11 protein-coding genes and 3 pseudogenes are annotated in these 18,781 nt (G+C 58.9%); 8 read left to right on the plus strand and 6 right to left on the minus strand.

Annotation, left to right across the window (positions count from 1 at the left end):
• Positions 1-175: 175 nt before the first annotated feature.
• On the plus strand, positions 176-661 hold the full coding sequence (locus ACTG2B_RS18245) for a GNAT family N-acetyltransferase (RefSeq protein ID WP_439996581.1): 486 nt from the start codon (positions 176-178) through the stop codon (positions 659-661).
• Between the two features lie 123 nt (positions 662-784).
• On the opposite strand, the gene eno is transcribed toward ACTG2B_RS18245, so the two are convergent.
• The 5 genes and pseudogenes from eno to rlmD all read right to left on the minus strand — a co-directional run bounded on the left by eno (position 785) and on the right by rlmD (position 8,753).
• The gene (gene eno, locus ACTG2B_RS18250; RefSeq protein WP_005335583.1) at positions 785-2,086 is read right to left on the minus strand and encodes a phosphopyruvate hydratase; all 1,302 of its coding nucleotides are present in this window, start codon (positions 2,084-2,086) and stop codon (positions 785-787) included.
• Between the two features lie 89 nt (positions 2,087-2,175).
• Positions 2,176-3,814, minus strand: a pseudogene (pyrG, locus tag ACTG2B_RS18255) (glutamine hydrolyzing CTP synthase).
• 141 nt (positions 3,815-3,955) lie between these two features.
• Complete coding sequence (mazG, locus tag ACTG2B_RS18260) at positions 3,956-4,753, minus strand: nucleoside triphosphate pyrophosphohydrolase (RefSeq protein WP_005335587.1); 798 nt, start codon at positions 4,751-4,753, stop codon at positions 3,956-3,958.
• A 73-nt stretch (positions 4,754-4,826) separates the two neighbouring features.
• Positions 4,827-7,040: a GTP diphosphokinase gene (relA, locus tag ACTG2B_RS18265; protein ID WP_439996582.1), complete on the minus strand. Its 2,214-nt coding sequence runs from the start codon at positions 7,038-7,040 to the stop codon at positions 4,827-4,829.
• 390 nt (positions 7,041-7,430) lie between these two features.
• Positions 7,431-8,753, minus strand: a complete 1,323-nt coding sequence (rlmD, locus tag ACTG2B_RS18270) for a 23S rRNA (uracil(1939)-C(5))-methyltransferase RlmD (RefSeq protein WP_439996583.1) — start codon at positions 8,751-8,753, stop codon at positions 7,431-7,433.
• Positions 8,754-8,906: 153 nt separating this feature from the next.
• On the opposite strand from rlmD, the pseudogene barA reads away from it, so the two are divergent.
• The 7 genes and pseudogenes from barA (at position 8,907) to galE (ending at position 17,887) form a co-directional block, all read left to right on the plus strand.
• A pseudogene (gene barA, locus ACTG2B_RS18275) lies at positions 8,907-11,620 on the plus strand (two-component sensor histidine kinase BarA).
• Positions 11,621-11,709: 89 nt separating this feature from the next.
• Positions 11,710-12,189 (plus strand): DUF1456 family protein, encoded by a 480-nt coding sequence (locus ACTG2B_RS18280; protein ID WP_005343323.1) that lies wholly within the window; start codon positions 11,710-11,712, stop codon positions 12,187-12,189.
• A gap of 34 nt (positions 12,190-12,223) precedes the next feature.
• Positions 12,224-13,111 (plus strand): N-acetylmuramoyl-L-alanine amidase, encoded by an 888-nt coding sequence (locus ACTG2B_RS18285; protein ID WP_439996584.1) that lies wholly within the window; start codon positions 12,224-12,226, stop codon positions 13,109-13,111.
• 155 nt (positions 13,112-13,266) lie between these two features.
• A complete protein-coding gene (locus ACTG2B_RS18290) occupies positions 13,267-13,734 on the plus strand; it encodes a Dps family protein (RefSeq protein WP_005362843.1) in 468 nt (155 codons plus the stop codon).
• Positions 13,735-14,023: 289 nt separating this feature from the next.
• Positions 14,024-15,659, plus strand: a pseudogene (hcp, locus tag ACTG2B_RS18295) (hydroxylamine reductase).
• 111 nt (positions 15,660-15,770) lie between these two features.
• A complete protein-coding gene (locus ACTG2B_RS18300; RefSeq protein WP_439996585.1) occupies positions 15,771-16,757 on the plus strand; it encodes an FAD-binding oxidoreductase in 987 nt (328 codons plus the stop codon).
• Positions 16,758-16,873: 116 nt separating this feature from the next.
• Positions 16,874-17,887, plus strand: coding sequence for a UDP-glucose 4-epimerase GalE (gene galE, locus ACTG2B_RS18305; protein WP_005335608.1), 1,014 nt, complete (start codon positions 16,874-16,876; stop codon positions 17,885-17,887).
• Positions 17,888-17,956: 69 nt separating this feature from the next.
• Here the strand turns inward: galE and ACTG2B_RS18310 are convergent, their stop codons facing one another.
• Positions 17,957-18,658 carry a phosphatase PAP2 family protein gene (locus ACTG2B_RS18310; RefSeq protein ID WP_421277930.1) on the minus strand — a complete coding sequence of 234 codons (702 nt, stop codon included), beginning with the start codon at positions 18,656-18,658 and terminating at the stop codon, positions 17,957-17,959.
• Positions 18,659-18,781: the final 123 nt, after the last annotated feature.

The following is an 18,781-nucleotide window of genomic DNA, read 5'->3' on the forward strand; positions in this document are numbered from 1 at the left end:
CATAGGTATTAACAATGACTGACTTCAAGCCCGTAGGTTCGATTAGCGAAGCGTAATCGGACGCTCGCGATACAAATATTTTGTGATAGCACCAATTGCCTTTAGAGACCGACTTTCACGCAGTCTCGTTTTTCACCTGTATCTTTGCTGGCTAACACCCGCGCCAAGGAGATAAATGAAGCCTGACTTAACCGGCAGACGTATTGTGCTGCGTACCATTGGCCCGCACGATACTGCCGATCTGTTCGAGATTTATGGCAATCCACTGACCATGGAGTTTGCCTCTGATCCCTGCTTTACCTCTCCCGCCATGGTGGCGCAGTTGATGGCGAGCGTAGTGCGGCTGGAGCAAACCGGTGAGTCGCTGGAGTGGGCGATTGTCGAGCGGGAGGGCAACAAGGTGATCGGCACCTGTGGCCTGCACAGTTTCAGTGAGGCGGGCCACAGCTGCGAGGTAGGTTGCCTGCTCAATGCGGCCTATTGGCGCAGAGGGTTTATGTCAGAAGCGCTGGGATTGCTGTTCGCCCACGCCAGCACACTGGGAGTCACCAGCTTCACCGCAGATATCGATGCAGATAACGTCCGCTCTATCGCCCTGTTTGAAAAGCTGGGCTTCAAGGTGCATGCAGGGCGCTATCAGCGCATGCTCCCCTTTATCTGACCCGAAACCAGAGGCACAACACCCTCGCCTCTCAGAGCGTTGTGGCAAGGCTCAGGCATAAAAAAACCGGAACCCAAGGGTTCCGGTTTTTTTTATTCCAGCCGAAGCTGGCAAACCAGCAAATTAAGCCTGGTTTTTAACTTCTTTCAGACCGCGGAAAGGAGCTTTGGCACCCAGAGCTTCTTCGATACGGATCAGCTGGTTGTACTTGGCAACACGGTCAGAACGGCTCATGGAACCGGTCTTGATCTGGCCAGCAGCGGTACCAACAGCCAGGTCGGCGATGGTCGCGTCTTCGGTCTCACCGGAGCGGTGGGAGATGACGGCAGTGTAGCCAGCGTCTTTGGCCATCTTGATGGCAGCCAGAGTTTCGGTCAGGGAACCGATCTGGTTGAACTTGATCAGGATGGAGTTGGCGATGCCGTTGTCGATACCGCGCTTCAGGATCTTGGTGTTGGTTACGAACAGGTCGTCACCCACGATCTGGATTTTCTTGCCCAGCTCAGCAGTCTGGTAGGCGAAACCTTCCCAGTCAGATTCGTCCAGGCCATCTTCGATGGAGACGATCGGGAACTTGGTGGTCAGGTCAGCCAGGAAGTCGGAGAAACCGTTGGAGGTGAAGACACGACCTTCGCCTTTCAGGTTGTACTCTTTCTTCTCTGCGTCGTAGAACTCGGAAGCAGCGCAGTCCATAGCCAGGGTGATGTCGGTACCCAGTTTGTAACCGGCAGCGGCAACGGCTTCAGCGATAACTTCAAGCGCTTCGGCGTTGGATTTCAGGTTCGGAGCGAAACCACCTTCGTCACCAACTGCAGTGTTGTAGCCCTTGGACTTCAGCACTTTGGCCAGGTTGTGGAACACTTCTGCGCCCATGCGAACGGCTTCTTTCAGGGTCTTGGCGCCAACCGGCTGGATCATGAACTCCTGGATGTCGACGTTGTTGTCGGCGTGCTCACCACCGTTGATGATGTTCATCATCGGCAGCGGCATGGAGTAAACACCCGGGGTGCCGTTCAGCTCGGCGATGTGGGCGTACAGCGGCATGCCTTTGGCAGCAGCGGCAGCTTTGGCGTTAGCCAGGGAAACAGCCAGGATGGCGTTGGCGCCGAACTTGGATTTGTTCTCGGTACCGTCGAGGTCGATCATGATCTGGTCGACAGTGGCCTGGTCCTTGGCATCTTTACCCAGCAGAGCTTGAGCGATCGGGCCGTTTACAGCTTCGATGGCTTTCAACACGCCTTTACCCAGGAAACGGCTCTTGTCGCCGTCACGCAGTTCCAGCGCTTCGCGGGAACCGGTGGACGCGCCAGACGGAGCGGCTGCCATACCAACAAAACCACCTTCCAGGTGAACTTCGGCCTCAACGGTCGGGTTACCACGGGAGTCGATGATTTCACGACCGATCACTTTAACGATCTTGGACATGTGTATTTCCTCAGGTTTCGTAAAAAAACAACAAAAATATGCCAAAAAAAGCGGCTGTGGCACAGTGCCCCAACCGCATTTATTTTCAATTACTTCAAATTACGCTTCTGATACTCGCCTGCCGCCTTCACAAAACCGGCGAACAGAGCGTGGCCATCACGGGGAGTAGAGGTGAACTCCGGGTGGAACTGCGCAGCCACGAACCAGGGGTGATCCGGGATCTCGATGATTTCCACCAACTTCTTGTCGGCGGAGAGACCGGTCACTTTCAGACCTGCCGCTTCAATCTGCGGCAGCAGCTTGTTGTTGACTTCGTAACGGTGACGGTGACGCTCGTAAATGGTCGGGCTGCCGTACATCTGACGCACCTTGGAATCTTCGACCAGGTGGCAGAGCTGGGAACCCAGACGCATGGTACCGCCCAGATCGGACTTCTCGGTACGGGTCTCGATATTGCCCTCTTCATCAACCCACTCGGTGATGAGGCCGACGACCGGGTACGCGCAATCTTTCTTGAATTCGGAGGAGTGAGCCCCTTCCATGCCCGCGACGTTGCGAGCGAATTCGATCATGGCAACCTGCATGCCGAGGCAGATACCCAGGTAGGGGATCTTGTTCTCGCGGGCATACTGGGCAGCCAGGATTTTGCCTTCCACACCGCGCTCACCGAAGCCACCCGGCACCAGGATCGCGTCCAGACCTTCCAGCAGCTCGGCGCCACGGGTCTCGATATCCTGAGAGTCGATGTACTTGATATTGACGGAGTGACGGGTCTTGAGACCACCGTGCTTGAGCGCCTCGTTGACGGACTTGTAAGCGTCCGGCAGGGAGACGTATTTGCCGACCATACCGATGGTCACTTCACCAGTCGGGTTGGCCTCTTCGTAAATAACCTGTTCCCACTCGGACAAGTCAGCCTCTTTGCACTCCAGACCGAAACGCTCGGTGAAGTAGGAGTCCAGGTTCTGGGATTTCAGCAGTGCCGGGATCTTGTAGATGGAGTCGACGTCTTTCATGGAGATGACGGCGCGCTCGGGCACGTTGCAGAACAGGGCAATTTTGGCGCGCTCATTGGCCGGAATGGCACGGTCGGAGCGGCAGATCAGCACATCCGGCTGGATACCGATGGAGAGCAGCTCTTTAACGGAGTGCTGGGTCGGCTTGGTCTTCACTTCACCGGCAGCAGCCAGGTAAGGAACCAGCGTCAGGTGCATGAACATGGCGTTGTTGCGGCCCACTTCGGCAGCCAGCTGACGAATGGCTTCGAGGAACGGCAGGGACTCGATGTCACCTACGGTACCGCCTACTTCGACGATGGCAACCTGATGGCCTTCGGCACCGGCAATCACCCGCTCTTTGATGGCGTTGGTGATGTGCGGAATAACCTGAATGGTGGCGCCCAGATAGTCACCACGACGCTCTTTACGCAGTACGTCGGCGTAGATACGGCCGGTGGTAAAGTTGTTGCGACGGGTCATCTTGGTGCGGATGAAACGCTCGTAGTGGCCCAAATCCAGATCGGTTTCGGCCCCGTCCTCGGTTACGAACACTTCACCATGCTGGGTCGGGCTCATGGTGCCCGGATCCACGTTGATGTACGGGTCCAGTTTCATGATGGTCACATCCAGACCACGGGCTTCCAGAATGGCTGCCAGAGAAGCTGCGGCAATGCCTTTGCCGAGGGGATGAAACAACGCCACCAGTAACAAAAATATATTTGGTCGTCATGCTGAACCTGAAAGAAGTTTAGGGAATTTTAAGGGGTGCTTCGGGGATGAAGCAGGACGGGGAAACAGTATACCAAAAACCCCTCTCCCAAACAATGAGCAAAAATCTATCAGGCTCACCGCCCCCCCATCTTGCGCCAAATCAACTTTGCTCGGTTTCCTTCGCCTTATCCCAGGCGGCATCGAGCTTTTCGAGGGTGCAATCGGTCATTTTCAAGCCTTCTGCGGCGATTATCTGCTCAACCTGACGAAAGCGACGTTCGAACTTGGCGTTGGCGCCTCGCAGTACCTGCTCCGGATCCTTGCCCAGATGACGCACCAGATTGACGGTGGCAAACAGCAGGTCGCCGAGCTCGTCGCTCACCCGCGCCTCGTCCACATCGGCCATCAATGCCTCTTCCATCACCTCGTCGATCTCTTCGTGGATCTTGTCCACCACAGGCCCCAAGGTTTTCCAGTCAAAACCGACGGTGGCGCAGCGTTTCTGGATCTTGGCGGCGCGGGTCAGGGCAGGCAGCGAGAGCGGGATGTCGTCCAGCACGCTCTCTTTGTCGAGGGCCGCTCGTTCTTTGGCTTTTTCCGCCTCCCAGTTCGCTTTTACCGCCTGCTCGTTGGCAAGGTCTGCATCGGAAAAAACGTGGGGATGACGGCGAATGAGCTTTTCACTCACCGTGTCGACGATATCGGCGAAGTCGAACAAGCCCCGCTCTTTACCCAGCTGGGCGTAGAACACCACCTGAAACAGCAGATCCCCCAACTCCCCTTTCAGCCCCTGCCAATCTTCGGTCTCGATGGCATCGGCCACCTCGTAGGCCTCTTCCAGGGTATGCGGCACTATGGTCTGGAAGTCCTGTTTCAGATCCCAGGGGCAGCCGTTTTGCGGATCACGCAGACGAGCCATGATGTCGAGCAGTTGAGGCAGATCGTAACGTTGAGACATGAGATATTCGCTTTCGATTCGTTCAAAAAGGGTCGGAAATGCAGACCGGCCACTGGGGCCGGTCGGTTCGATATCAAAGCCGCTTGGCGCTGATCACGTCGTTAAGCTGACTGAGCTTGGCCAACGCCCGGTTGAAGGCGTTGATGTTGTAAATCTCCAGCTCCATGTCGATCTCGGCGGTCTGCTCGCGCACGTTGGAGCGTGAGCGCACCCCCATCACATTGATCTTCTCGTTGGCCAGCACGGTCGTGATATCACGCAGCAAGCCGGAGCGATCGTTGGAGATGATCCGGATGGTGAGGCCGTAGCCGCCGGAGTAGTTCTCCCCCCACACCGCATCGATCAGCCGCTCCGGGTTGCGCCGTGACAGCTCCTTGAGCTGCTCACAATCTTCCCGGTGAATAGATACACCGCGCCCCATGGTGATAAAGCCCTGAATGGAGTCCCCCGGAATGGGCTGGCAGCAGCGGGCAATATGGGTCATCAGGTTGCCGACCCCTTCCACCACGATGTGATCCTTGGGCTTGTAGCGCATCGGCGCATTGGCCTTCTGCTCCAGCTTCTCCAGCAGGCGGCGATCTTCCTCTTCCGCCGTCGGCTTGTTGTAACAGGTGTCGAGATAGTTGAGCACCTGGTTGATGCGGATATCGCCGCTGCCGATACCAGCCAGCAGATCGTCGGTGCTCTCCAGATTGAAGCGGCGCAGCATGTTGCCCTTGTCGATCTTGGACATGCTGAGGTTATGGCGATCCAGCTCCTTCTCGAACAGCTCGCGACCGGCCACGATATTCTTGTCCCGATCCAGTTTTCTGAACCAGGTCGCCACCTTGGCCCGCGCCCGGCTGGAGCGCAGGAAGCCGGCGTTGGGGTTCATCCAGTCGCGGCTCGGGTTCGGCTCTTTCTGGGTGATCACCTCCACCTGATCGCCGGTCTGCAGCGCATAGGTAAACGGCACGATGCGGCCGTCAATCTTCGCGCCGATGCAGCGGTGACCGATCATGCTGTGGACGTGATAGGCAAAATCGAGCGGGGTGGCGCCTGCCGGCAGGTCGATGACATCCCCTTTCGGGGTGAAGACGTAGACCCGGTCCTCGAACACCTGACTGCGCAGATCTTCCAGCAGGGAGCCGCTCTCGGAGAGATCTTCCTGCCAGGCGAGCAGCTTGCGCAGCCACTCGATCTTGTCTTCGAAGGTGTTGGCCTTGCCGCCAGCCTGCGCCCCTTCCTTGTAGCGCCAGTGCGCCGCGACGCCGAGCTCGGCATCCTGATGCATCTGGTCGGTACGGATCTGGATCTCGACCGTCTTGCCCTCAGGCCCCACCACTACGGTGTGAATTGACTGGTAGCCGTTGGGTTTGGGGTTGGCGACATAGTCGTCAAACTCGCGGGGAATGTGGTGGAACTGGGTATGGACGATACCGAGCGCCGCATAGCAATCCTGCAGCCGCTTGGTCACTACCCGCACCGCGCGCACGTCGAACAACTCGTTGAACTCGAGGTGCTTCTTCTGCATCTTGCGCCAGATGCTGTAGATATGTTTCGGGCGGCCGTACACCTCGGCGTCAACTCCCGCCTCTTTCAGGCCATTACGCAGGGATTGCACAAACTCGCGGATATAGCGCTCGCGGTCGAGCCGCTTCTCGTCGAGCTGCTTGGCGATCTGCTTGTAGGTATCCGGGTGCAGGTAACGGAAGGCGAGATCTTCCAGCTCCCACTTGAGCTGGCCGATGCCCAGACGGTTGGCGAGCGGCGCATAGATGTTGGTGATCTCCTGGGCCATCAGCACCCGGGTCTCTTCATCTGCCGTCTTCGCTTCCCGCAGGCAGGCGATCCGCTCCGCCAGCTTGATCACCACGGCGCGCACATCCTCGACCATGGCAAGTAACATGCGACGCACGTTGTCGACCTGCTCCGGCGAGGTTTCGCTGCGATGGAGGGTTTGCAGGGAGCGGATGGCCTCCATCTCCAGCACCCCTTCCACCAGCTTGGCGATCTTGGAGCCAAAGTCCTCGTCCATCCGCTCCTGGCTGATGAGACCGGCTTCGACGAAGGGGTAGATAATGGCCGCTTTGAGGGTGCCAATATCCATGCTGAGCATCTGCAGGATGCCCACCATTTCGATGCCGCGTACCAGCAGCTTGCTGGTCAGCGCCTCGTCACCGAGCGTCAGACAATACTGGTAGACGGTTCGCAGCTGATCCTTTTCACTGTCACTCAAGGAGAGCGAGCTGACCCACTCTTCCAGGGTGAAGTTGTCTTTCAAATGAATATCGCGAACCGCAACCATGGTATCAATCCTTTAAATTATCGGGCCGAAAACTGTCACTTTCTCCCCTCATGAGATTGCCTCAAATGGGGATATCCAGCGCACTTTTCAAGACATATTGTCCAGAAAGACAATAGAGCGCGCCAACAGGCCCTGCCGAACGACGAGGGTCTAGATTACCCCAATCACATCAGCTCAAACAGCCGCAGACATGCCAGATTACACATCCGCATCGCCGTACTGATGAGCAGGATTACTTCATATACACACCTGCTCAAACAGCCGCAGACATGCCAGATTACATATCCGCATCGCCGTACTGATGAGCAGGATTACTTCATATACACACCTGCTCAAAGAGTAACGAACATGCCGGATGACCTATCCGGCATCGCCGAACTGATGAGTCATTTACTCCCGTTCAAACAGCGCCATGGACTCCAGATGACCGGTGTGAGGGAACATGTCGAGCATGCCGAGGCGCACCAGACGGTAACCCCCTTTCACCAGTACATGACTGTCCCGCGCCAGGGTGACCGGGTTACAGGAGACGTAGACCACCCGCTTGGGTGAAAGTTTCACGACGTGTCCCATCACTTCCAGCGCGCCGGGACGAGCCGGATCCAGCAGCACCAGATCAAACCCTTCCCGCGCCCAGGACATGCCGACGATGTCATCGCTCAAGTCGGCCTTGTAGAAACGGGCATTGGTGATGCCGTTGCGACGAGCGTTCTCTTCGGCCCGCTGCACCATGGCCAGTTCACCTTCGACACCCACCACTTCGCGAGCCTGACGGGCCAGCGGCAGGGTGAAGTTGCCGATACCGCAGAAGAGATCGAGCACCTTGTCATCCTTGCTCGCCCCGAGCCATGTCAGCGCCTGCTCAACCATGCTCTGGTTGATGGGGCCATTGACCTGAATGAAGTCACCCGGAGCAAATGCAAGAGACAGGCCATCCAGCGAGTAGGATGGGGAAAATTGTTGCTGCAGCGCTTCGATGCGATCATCGGCCGCCTGCAGATAGAGGTCGATCCCCTGCGCTTTGGCAAACTCCACCAGAAGGGCGCGATCCGCCTCATTGGGGCGGCCGGTGTGGCGCAGCAGCATCATGATCCCCTGCTCGGCCTGGATAAGCTCCGCATGGCCCAGCTCGCGCTGGCTCTTGAGGCGATTGAGGCATTCACGCAGCGGGGCAATCAGCGCAGAGAGCGGTTCGGCCAGCACAGGGCAACTGTCGATCTCCACCAGATCGTTGCTGTTGCGGCGGCGGAAACCGACCCGGGTGCAGCGACCGTTCTTGTCAAATTTGATGGCCAGACGACAGACCCGGCGGTAGGCACGATCTTCACCGGTCAGTACCGGCTCCAGCGCCGGCGCCTTGATGTTGCCCAACCGCTCGAACAGGCTGACCAGTCCGGCCGCCTTGGCGGCTTGCTGATCGGTAACCGACATGTGCTGGGCACTGCAACCGCCGCACTCGCGATAGTGGCTGCAAAAGGGGGCGATACGATTGGCCGCCGGGGTCACCACCTGCTGCAAGGCGGCGTGACCATACTGCTTTTTCTCTTCGGTGATGCGTGCCTTGACGGTCTCGCCGGGCAGCGCCCCTTCGACGAAGATCGCCTTGCCCTGATGGCGACCGATACCGACGCAGTGGTGATCGAGGGTGTCTATCGTAAATTCAATGCGTTGGAGCTGGGTGGACTTCTTTTGGGGCTTGAAAAACTGGGCCATAAAACTTGGTGCCTATAGGTGGCTATGTCATGATTGTGGAATCTGCTGCCGGGTATTGTCCCACAAGAATAATAGTATGACCAAATACGGCCACAGAGCCCGTGTATTGCCATCAACCCTATCGCCAACCCTGTTCACTGGTGGCCTGTTCGTATGACCAAATATGGCCTGAGAGCACGCGTTCTCGCCTTCACCATCCTGCCGACCCTGATCATCGGTGGCCTGATGGCCGGTTACTTCACCTTCCACCGCTACCAGCAGCTGGAAAACAACCTCATTGATCAGGGGATCAACATTATCGAACCGCTGGCGATCGCCAGTGAATATGGCATGACACAGCACAGTCGCGAATCCCTCAAGCGGCTGATTGGCCTGACCCATCGCAAGAACTCCCCCTTTATCAAGTCCATCGCGGTTTTCACCCAAGACAACCAGCTGTTCGTCACCTCGAACTATCACCGGGATTTCACCCGGCTCAGGCTGCCCGATGGCGAGCCCATTCCGGATCTGACCAGCGTGACGTTTCAGGGGGACGACATCATTTTGCGCACCCCGATCCAGGCTGAAACCAGTCTGGATGGCTTCCCGCTGCCCAGCGATGTAGAGCCGCCGATGATCGGCTACATCTCGATGCAGATGGCGACCGACAGGGCCATGCTGCTGCAGTACCGCGACACCTTCTTTGCGGTGATCATGGTGCTCATCGGGGTCGCCTTCAGTACCCTGTTTGGCTTCCGTCTGGTCAAGAGCGTGACCCAGCCCATCACCAACATGGTGCAGGCGGTGCACAAGATCAGGGAGGGGCGGCTCGATACCCGGGTCAGCGGCCAGCTCACCGGCGAGCTGGATATGCTGAAAAACGGCATCAACGCCATGGCCAAGGCGCTCTCCGAATATCACGAAGAGATGCAGCAGAATATCGATCAGGCCACCTCTGACCTGCGCGAAACCCTGGAGCAGATAGAGATCCAGAACGTCGAACTCGACATGGCCAAGAAACGGGCGCAGGAGGCGGCGCGGGTCAAGTCGGAGTTTCTGGCCAACATGTCCCACGAATTGCGTACCCCGCTCAACGGGGTCATCGGTTTTACCCGCCAGTTGCTGAAAACCAGCCTGACCCCGAGCCAGACCGACTACATGCAGACCATCGAGAAATCGGCCCGCAACCTGCTTGGCATCATCAACGACATCCTCGACTTCTCGAAGCTGGAAGCGGGCAAGCTGCAGCTGGAGCATATCCCGTTCAGCCTGCGCGACACTCTCAACGAGACCATGCACCTGCTCGGCCCCAGCGCCCACGACAAGCAGCTGGAGCTCTCCCTGCGGGTGGATGCCGATGTGCCGGACTACCTCACCGGCGACCCCATGCGTCTGCAACAGGTGCTGACCAACCTCACCGGCAACGCCATCAAGTTCACCGAGCAGGGTAACGTGGATGTCCATATCGAGCAGACCGGCAGTGGCAACCACAAGGTGAGGCTCAACGTCCAGATCCGCGATACCGGCATCGGCATCTCGAGCAGCAACATCAGCTGTTCCAGGCCTTCAATCAGGCCGACTCCTCCATCTCCCGTCGTTATGGCGGCACGGGCCTGGGCCTCGTCATTACCCAGAAGCTGGTGCAGCAGATGGGCGGCCAGATCCGCTTCGAATCGGAGCTCGGCAAGGGATCCATCTTCTCCTTCAGTCTGGATGTGGAGGTCTCCCCCCTGCCCCAGACCGATCAACTGCCGCTGGATCGGATCCGTGGCAAACGGCTCTGGCTGCTGGAACCGGATCCCTTCGCGCAAGCCTCCCTGCTCGCCCTGTTGGCGGAGTGGCACCTCGACGTGCACCCACTGACCAGCGATGATCCCTGGCCCGAGATGAGCGAGCAGGAGATGGTGATCATCGGCAGCAGCACCCTGCATACGCCGCAGCAGGTGATCGGCCGTCTCGACAGACTGAACGGCCAGCAGCAGAACACCATAGTGCTACTCAGCAGTCACGAGCCGGCGCTCTATGAAGCGATGCTGGCCCATGGCGCCCAGCACTGTCTCTCCAAACCGGTCAACCACCGCAAGCTGCTGCACGCCCTGCTCTCGCCGGAATCGAGCCGCCAGAAGCTGCCCGCCCAGCCTGCGCCGCGCCAGTTGCAGCCAATCAAGGTGCTGGCGGTGGATGACAACGCCGCCAACCTCAAGCTGATCGCCGCCATGCTCAAGGAGATGGTGAGTCAGGTGGTGGTCTGCAAAAACGGCAAGGAGGCGGTCAAGCAGGCCCAGAGCCAGCCGTTCGACATCATCTTCATGGATATCCAGATGCCGATCATGGATGGCATCAGTGCCACCCAGGCGATCCGCAACCAGTCCCTCAACACCACCACCCCGATCGTGGCGGTGACCGCCCACGCCATCCCCGGCGAACGGGAACGGCTGATCCGGCAGGGGATGGACGACTATCTGGCCAAGCCCATCGACGAGAGCATGCTGGCCCAGCTCATCACCGACTTTGCCCATCGCCGCCACCAGAATAATGGTGCCCAACAGATCGACTGGGCACTGGCGGTGCGGCAGGCGGCAGGGAAAGAGCATCTCGCCAGAGAGATGCTGACCATGCTGCTGGCCAGTTTCGACGAAGTGGAACCTGTGCTGGATAGCGCGCTGGCTGGCGAAATTGAAGATAGCGAGGTGCTGGCCCAGCTCCATCGCCTCAACGGCGGCTGTGCCTATTCCGGGGTACCGGGACTGCAACGGCTGCTCTCCCAGCTGGAGCAACAGCTGCGTGACGGCGTGCCGGTCAGCGAGCTGGAACCCGAGCTGCTGGAGCTGCAAGATGCGCTGGAACTGGTGCGCCAGGAGGCGCCCCGCTATCTCGGCAAGGCTTGATGAGCTTGACCTGAACTGTATCGGCCCCCGCTTTTTCTGACGCGAGGGCCGCCAGATGGTAAAGTTGCGCCGTTTACACAGGAGTCAGCATGACCAACAACGATATTCTGCGCCGTCTGCGCTACGCCCTCACCATCAGCAACGACCAGATGGTCGAGATGTTTGCCAAGGGCAACCTGACGGTCACTCACGCCCAGCTGCACAGCTGGTTGATGAAAGAGGCGGCGGAAGGTGAAGAGCAAGAGGCAGGCTATGTCGCCTGTCCCGACTCGGCTCTGAGCCAGTTCCTCGACGGTTTCATCATCGCCCGCCGCGGCGTGCGGGAAGATGCACCGCCCCAGGTGATCCCGAACCGGATCAACAACAACATGATCCTGCGCAAGCTGCGCATCGGTCTCAACTTCAAGGAAGAGGATATGCTCGGCACCCTCAAGCTCGCCGACTTCAACCTCTCCAAGTCCGAGCTCAGTGCCCTGTTCCGCTCCAAGGATCACAAGCACTATCAGGATTGCGGGGATCAGATCCTGCGCAACTTCCTGATCGGTCTCACGGCCAAATACCGCGGCTAACCAGCCGCGCGACTGACCAGACAGGGCCTTCGACATGTGCCAGCGACTCACTCCTCCCACGCTCAGCAGCCTGGCTGCAGCAGGGGGATGGCGCTGGCGCTGTTTTCTTCCCCTCTTCTTTCTGCCACTGGTTCTGCTGCTGGGTGGTTGTACTCCGTCCGAATATCAGCTCTCAACCCGTTATCAGAGCGCCAACCAGAACGAGCGGATCGCCTTTCTGATCCTCCACTACACCGATGAAGATGATGCCAATTCCTTGCGCCTGCTGACCGAGCCGGAGCACAAGGTGAGCGCACACTACCTGATCCCCCGCGACAGCCACGAGACACCGCTCACCGTCTATCAGCTGGTGCCGGACAGCGCGCGCGCCTGGCATGCCGGACGCAGCCGTTGGCACCAATATGCCGGGCTCAATGCCAGCTCCCTTGGCATCGAGATCGTCAACCTCGGCTATCCAGCAGAAGATGAGCCGCTGGCCCCCGATGCCCGCCGCTGGCAACCCTATACCCCGCAGCAGATTGCCGCCGTCGGTGCCCTCAGCCGGAAGCTGGTCGCCCGTTACCGGATCCCGCCGACCCAGGTGCTGGGCCACAGCGATGTCGCCCCCGAGCGCAAGCAGGATCCCGGCCCCCACTTCCCCTGGCGCCAGCTCTATCTGACGTACGGGGTCGGCGCCTGGCCCGATGAAGGTCGGGTGGCCGAGTTACTGGCCAGTCCCTTGCCCGATTGGGATGCGGCCATGTGGCAACAACAGCTGGCCCGCTATGGCTACGGCCTGCCCCAAACCGGCCAGTGGGATGAGCAGAGCCGGGCCGTCATGGGCGCCTTTCAGCTCCACTTTCGCGCCAGCAAGGTCGATAGCAAACCGGACCGCGAGTGCCAGGCCATCCTGATGGCGCTACTCGAAAAATACTTCCCCTAATCCTCATCCATTGCCCCCGTTGCTGCGTACTGTTTGATAGCCGTTAGCTATCAAACATTTAGGCACAAGCAATTGTCCCTGCATTTTGCAAGGCGTTATTCTGACTGCGTTCCGAAAGAGAATTTAAAACCGATTTCCAAATCTGGAGGTGAATGATGAAAAGCCCGATTGGTCTTGATACTGCTCAATCACAAGCCCTGGCAGCCGAGTTGAACAAATTGCTTGCCAGCTACCAGATCCTCTACATGAACGTGCGCGGCTTCCACTGGAATATCCGTGGCAACCAGTTCTTCGAACTGCACCTGAAATTTGAAGAGATTTACAACGACCTGCTGCTGAAAGTCGATGCACTGGCCGAGCGGATCCTGACCCTGGACGGGGTGCCCATGCACAGCTTCAGTGACTACCTGAAAGTCTCTGCCATCCCCGAGCAAAAAGGGCTGCACGATGGCCGCGCCTGTGTCGAATCCCTGCTGGATAGCTTCCGCGAACTGCTGGTCGCCCAGCGCCGTATTCTGGGTCAGGCCGCCGAAGCCGGTGATGAAGGCACTGCCTCCATACTCTCCGACTATGTGCAGCAGCAGGAAAAACTGGTCTGGATGCTGCGCGCTTATCTGGCCTGATAGTGAACCAAGCCGACTACAGCGTACGTATGCCGGCTTGAGTAAGTACCGGGCCGAAAGCTCCTGACCAGACCACGGCCCAATCCGTCTGATTGTTATGTTCTGTTGCAAACCTGAGTTGTCTCTCCTTTTATCCACCCGCTTGCCGCCCTGTTTGGGCGGCTTTTTTTGTTTTTGATCTGCATCAAGGGAATCTTAATTGGCAAATTGAATGCCTATTAAGTTTTTCGCGAGAGGAATAGAATCGCCACAAAACAGACAACTGAAATGTCCAATTAGGAGAGACATGATGTTTTGTGTGCAATGTGAACAGACAATTCGTACCCCGGCTGGCAACGGCTGTGCCTACGCACAAGGTATGTGCGGCAAGACGGCGGAAACCTCGGATCTGCAGGATGTGCTGATCTACACCCTGCAGGGGCTCAGCGCCTGGGCGCTGGCCGCCCGCGAGCAGGGCATCATCGACCGCGAGATCGATGCCTTCGTGCCCAAGGCCTTCTTCGCCACCCTCACCAACGTCAACTTCGACTCATCGCATCGTGGCCTACGTCAATCAGGCCCTCGCCTATCGCCAGCAGCTGGCCGGGATGGCAGTGCAGGTCAACGACTTGCCACAGTCCGCTTACTTCGAACCCGGTGCCGAACTGCTGGAACAACTTGCCCATGCCGCGCCAGCCGCCCCCAATCGGGGCAAGAACGAGGTAAACGAAGACATCATGGGGCTACGTCTGCTCTGCCTCTACGGCCTCAAGGGCGCCGCCGCCTACATGGAGCACGCTCGGGTGCTGGATCAGCAGAGTGACGAGGTGACCGCCGAATTCCACCGCATCATGAGCTGGCTCAGCACAGATCCGAGCGAAATGGGTCGGCTGTTCAACTGCGCCATGGAGATCGGTCAACTCAACTTCAAAATCATGGAGATGCTGGATCTGGGTGAAACCCTCGCCTTCGGTCATCCGGAGCCGACCCAGGTACGCGTAACCCCCATCCCCGGCAAGTGCATTCTGGTCTCCGGCCACGACATGATGGATCTCAAACTCATTCTGGAGCAGACCAAGGGAACCGGCATTCATGTCTACACCCACGGCGAGATGCTGCCCGCGCTGGCCTACCCCTTCTTCAAGCAGTACCCCCATCTGGTGGGTAACTACGGCTCCGCCTGGCAGAACCAGCAGAAGGAGTTTGCCAACTTCCCGGGCGCCGTAGTGATGACCTCCAACTGCATCATCGACCCGAATGTGGGCAACTACTCGGATCGCATCTTTACCCGCTCCATCGTCGGCTGGCCGGGCGTAACCCATCTGGAGGGGGATGATTTCTCCGCCGTGATCGCCAAGGCCCAAGCGCTGGAAGGCTTCAAGCACACCGAGCTCGAGCACTTCATCACCATCGGCTTTGCCCGCAACGCCCTGATGCAGGCTGCGCCCGCAGTGATTGAGAAGGTCAAAGCCGGGGAGATCAGCCACTTCTTCCTGGTGGGTGGCTGTGACGGCGATAAGGCCGAGCGCGCCTACTTCACCGAGTTTGCCAATGCGGCGCCGCGCGACAGCCTGCTGCTCACCCTGGGCTGCGGCAAGTACAAGTTCAACAAGCTCGACTTTGGCGACATCGGCGGCATTCCGCGTCTGCTGGACGTGGGTCAGTGCAACGATGCCTACTCCGCAATTCAGTTGGCGCTGGCACTCTCCGAGGCGTTCGAGTGCGGGGTCAACGATCTGCCGCTGACGCTGGTGCTCTCCTGGTTCGAGCAAAAAGCCATCGTTATTCTGCTCACCCTGCTCTCCCTCGGGGTGAAGGACATTCGTACCGGCCCGACCGCCCCCGCCTTCCTCACCCCGGCTCTGCTCAAGGTGCTGGAAGAGCAGTTCGGTCTGAAAGGGACCACCACGGCCGAGGCTGACTTGGCCGAGATCCTGGCGGCCTGATCGGCACCTCATGTTGTAAGCGTTTGGCGAGCCGCCCGGCTCGCCTTTTTTCTGGATCCGGCTTTTTCACCAGACGTTTTTCGAACCGTTTAAAACCTAAGGAGCCTTGTGATGACCTCTCTCACGCTCACCTGCATTGGCCGCCAACAGAACACCCACGACGTCGTGAGCTGGCAGCTGGCGCCGCTTTCCGGCAGCCTCCCTCCCGTACTGGCTGGCCAGTGCATCACCCTGCATACCGAGATTGACGGCCAGCCGGAGTGCCGCGCCTATACCCTCTCCTCCAGCCCACAGGATGCCTGCTGGCAAGTGACTATCAAGGATGTGGGACGGGTCTCCCACCATCTGCATCAGACCTTGCAAGTGGGAGACAAGATCCGGGTGGATGGTCCGTTCGGCGATTTCAACCTGACCGCCTTTCCTTGCGAACGGCCACTGCTGCTAAGCGCCGGTTCCGGCATCACCCCCATGTGGGCCATGCTGCGGGACGAACTGGCCAAACGGCCGGACGCAGACATCCGCTTTATCCATAGCGCCCGCTCGCCAGCAGATGTGATCTTCGCAGATGACTTGGCTGCATTGGCCGAAGCTCATCCCGGTGTACGCCATGCCCTGATACTGGAAGAGGCGCCAACGGCTCATCCCTGGGTGGGCCGACTCACCCCCGCCATGCTAGCCGAACTGGCCACAGATCTGCGCGAACGCCATGTGTATCTCTGTGGCCCGGCCCCCTATATGGCGGCGGTCAGGACCATGCTGACGGAGCTGGGATTGCCGCCGGAGCAGCTGCATCAGGAGTCCTTTGGTCTTCCCTCCGCAGAGCCCGCCACCACCAGCGACCACTTCTGGCTGACCCTGAAAAAGAGCGGCAAAAAGGTGAAGATCCTGCCGGGTCAGACCCTGCTGGCGGCGCTGGAAGCGGCGGGCGAAACCATAATGGCCGCTTGCCGCGCCGGGGTATGTGGCAGCTGTCGTTGCACCACCACAGGTGACATCGAGCGCCAGAGCGTGATGACCCTGAGTGCGCAGGATCTGGAGAGCGGCGTTGCTCTGGCCTGCTCCTGCACCGCGAAAGGGGATATCAGTCTCGATTATTGAGGCGTGGTGCAGGCTTTTGTCAGGTGCGGTGAAGGCGTCATCAGTATCCCAAGCTTTTCCCAAGTAGACTGGGGCGCTAGACTCTGCCCCAGTTTCACCAGAACACGGGATAAAAAATGACAATACTGGTCACAGGGGGCGCTGGCTATATCGGCTCCCACACCCTGGTTGAGCTGCTCGGCGCGGGGCAGCAGGTCGTGGTCCTCGACAACCTATCCAACTCCTCACCGGAGTCACTCAAGCGGGTCGAGCAGATCACCGGCAAGCCGGTCACCTTCGTCGAAGGGGATGTGCTGGACAGAGCTTGCCTGCAGCAGCTGTTTGCCAACCACCAGATCGAATCGGTCATTCACTTCGCCGGCCTCAAGGCGGTCGGAGAGTCGAGCCAGATCCCGCTCACCTACTACCAGAACAACATCAGCGGCACTCTGGTGCTGTGCGAAGAGATGGCCAAGGCCGGCGTTTTCCGGTTGGTATTCAGCTCCTCGGCCACCGTCTATGGCGATCCCGCCTCGGTGCCGCTGCGGGAAGATTTCCCCACCAGCGCCACCAACCCCTACGGCCGCTCCAAGCTGATGGTGGAGGAGATCCTGCGCGATCTCGCCAAATCCGATCCCCGCTGGGCTATCGTGTTGCTGCGCTACTTCAACCCGGTCGGCGCCCATGAGAGCGGCCTGATTGGTGAAGATCCCAACGGCATCCCCAACAACCTGCTGCCCTATATCAGCCAGGTGGGTGTCGGCAAGCTCAAGGAGCTGGGGGTATTTGGCAACGACTACCCGACTCCGGATGGCACCGGCGTACGTGACTACATCCATGTGGTGGATCTCGCCATCGGCCACCTGAAAGCACTGGCGCGCATCAAGAGCGACACCGGCGTCTTCACCTACAACCTGGGCACAGGTCAGGGCTACTCGGTACTGGAGATGGTCAAGGCGTTTGAAGCGGCCAGCGGCCGACCCATTCCCTACCAAATCAAACCCCGTCGCCCGGGCGACATCGCCGAGTGCTGGGCAGAGCCGACACTGGCCCGTGCCGAGCTGGGCTGGCAGGCAGAGCGCGGTCTGGAGCAGATGATGGTCGATACCTGGCGCTGGCAAAGCAACAACCCGAACGGCTATCAAGGCTGATCTCTCGCGGGTTGATAACAAAACGCCCCGACATTTTCATGTCGGGGCGTTTTATTTTGCGACGTTCAATCAGTGGGTCTGACTGCGCAGCAGCGGCACACGGGCCAATCGGGGGGCGATGCGGTCTATCAGCCGATCCGCCAGCGGGGTCAGCAGCAACCAGGGCAGACAGAGGGTCGCCAGCCCCAGCGCGCCGACGTAGACATCGGTAAACCAGTGAGCACCAGCCAGAATGCGCGGCGCGGAAAAGATCGGCACCATCAGCAATGCGGTGACTCCCGCCCAGCGCGGCAGATAGCGCAGGGCAAAACCGGCGAAGATCATCAGGAACAGGGCGTGATCGCCGGGGAAGCTGTCACCGGAAGAGTCCTTGGTCGGAATAGCGCTGATCTGGGTCACCCGCAGCGCATCAGCTACCATCAGGGTCGGGCTGGGTCGCTCCACCGGCAATCGGTGACCAAGCTGGTTGATCACCAGTGCACTTAGCAGCATCAGTATGCCCATCGCTACCAGTTGGCGACGGCCCGCCAGATCCCGTGCAAAGAAACAGCGGGCCAGGATCAGCCCCATACAGGCCAGCACCGCCAGATCGAACAGCCGGTTATTGGTGATAGCCACCAGATCGGCCCACAGAGCCGACTGCCCGAGCCAGCCGTTAACGGTATGAAAAATCGCGAGGTCCCACTGATCCCAGGGACCATGAGCGGGCAACGCAGCCCAACTGATGGCCACCAGACCACCGACCAGATAGCAAAGCAGGAACTTGCCCATGGGGACTCTCCTTTGGAAAAGGGCGATATCGTAAAACTGTAGCGTGCGTCACAAAACCGAAGAATTGTAAGAAAGTGCGACACAATATCAAGTCTCAAATAAAGCCTTCCAGCCCATTCCAAT

This window comes from Aeromonas sp. 30P, from assembly GCF_051919805.1.
Classification (GTDB): domain Bacteria; phylum Pseudomonadota; class Gammaproteobacteria; order Enterobacterales; family Aeromonadaceae; genus Aeromonas; species Aeromonas veronii.

Bases quoted from the DNA above. Each gene is read 5' to 3' on its own strand.
- ACTG2B_RS18245 (WP_439996581.1), top strand. From the start codon at position 176: ATGAAGCCTGACTTAACCGGCAGACGTATTGTGCTGCGTACCATTGGC.
- eno (WP_005335583.1), bottom strand. From the start codon at position 2,086: ATGTCCAAGATCGTTAAAGTGATCGGTCGTGAAATCATCGACTCCCGT.
- mazG (WP_005335587.1), bottom strand. From the start codon at position 4,753: ATGTCTCAACGTTACGATCTGCCTCAACTGCTCGACATCATGGCTCGT.
- relA (WP_439996582.1), bottom strand. From the start codon at position 7,040: ATGGTTGCGGTTCGCGATATTCATTTGAAAGACAACTTCACCCTGGAA.
- rlmD (WP_439996583.1), bottom strand. From the start codon at position 8,753: ATGGCCCAGTTTTTCAAGCCCCAAAAGAAGTCCACCCAGCTCCAACGC.
- ACTG2B_RS18280 (WP_005343323.1), top strand. From the start codon at position 11,710: ATGACCAACAACGATATTCTGCGCCGTCTGCGCTACGCCCTCACCATC.
- ACTG2B_RS18285 (WP_439996584.1), top strand. From the start codon at position 12,224: ATGTGCCAGCGACTCACTCCTCCCACGCTCAGCAGCCTGGCTGCAGCA.
- ACTG2B_RS18290 (WP_005362843.1), top strand. From the start codon at position 13,267: ATGAAAAGCCCGATTGGTCTTGATACTGCTCAATCACAAGCCCTGGCA.
- ACTG2B_RS18300 (WP_439996585.1), top strand. From the start codon at position 15,771: ATGACCTCTCTCACGCTCACCTGCATTGGCCGCCAACAGAACACCCAC.
- galE (WP_005335608.1), top strand. From the start codon at position 16,874: ATGACAATACTGGTCACAGGGGGCGCTGGCTATATCGGCTCCCACACC.
- ACTG2B_RS18310 (WP_421277930.1), bottom strand. From the start codon at position 18,658: ATGGGCAAGTTCCTGCTTTGCTATCTGGTCGGTGGTCTGGTGGCCATC.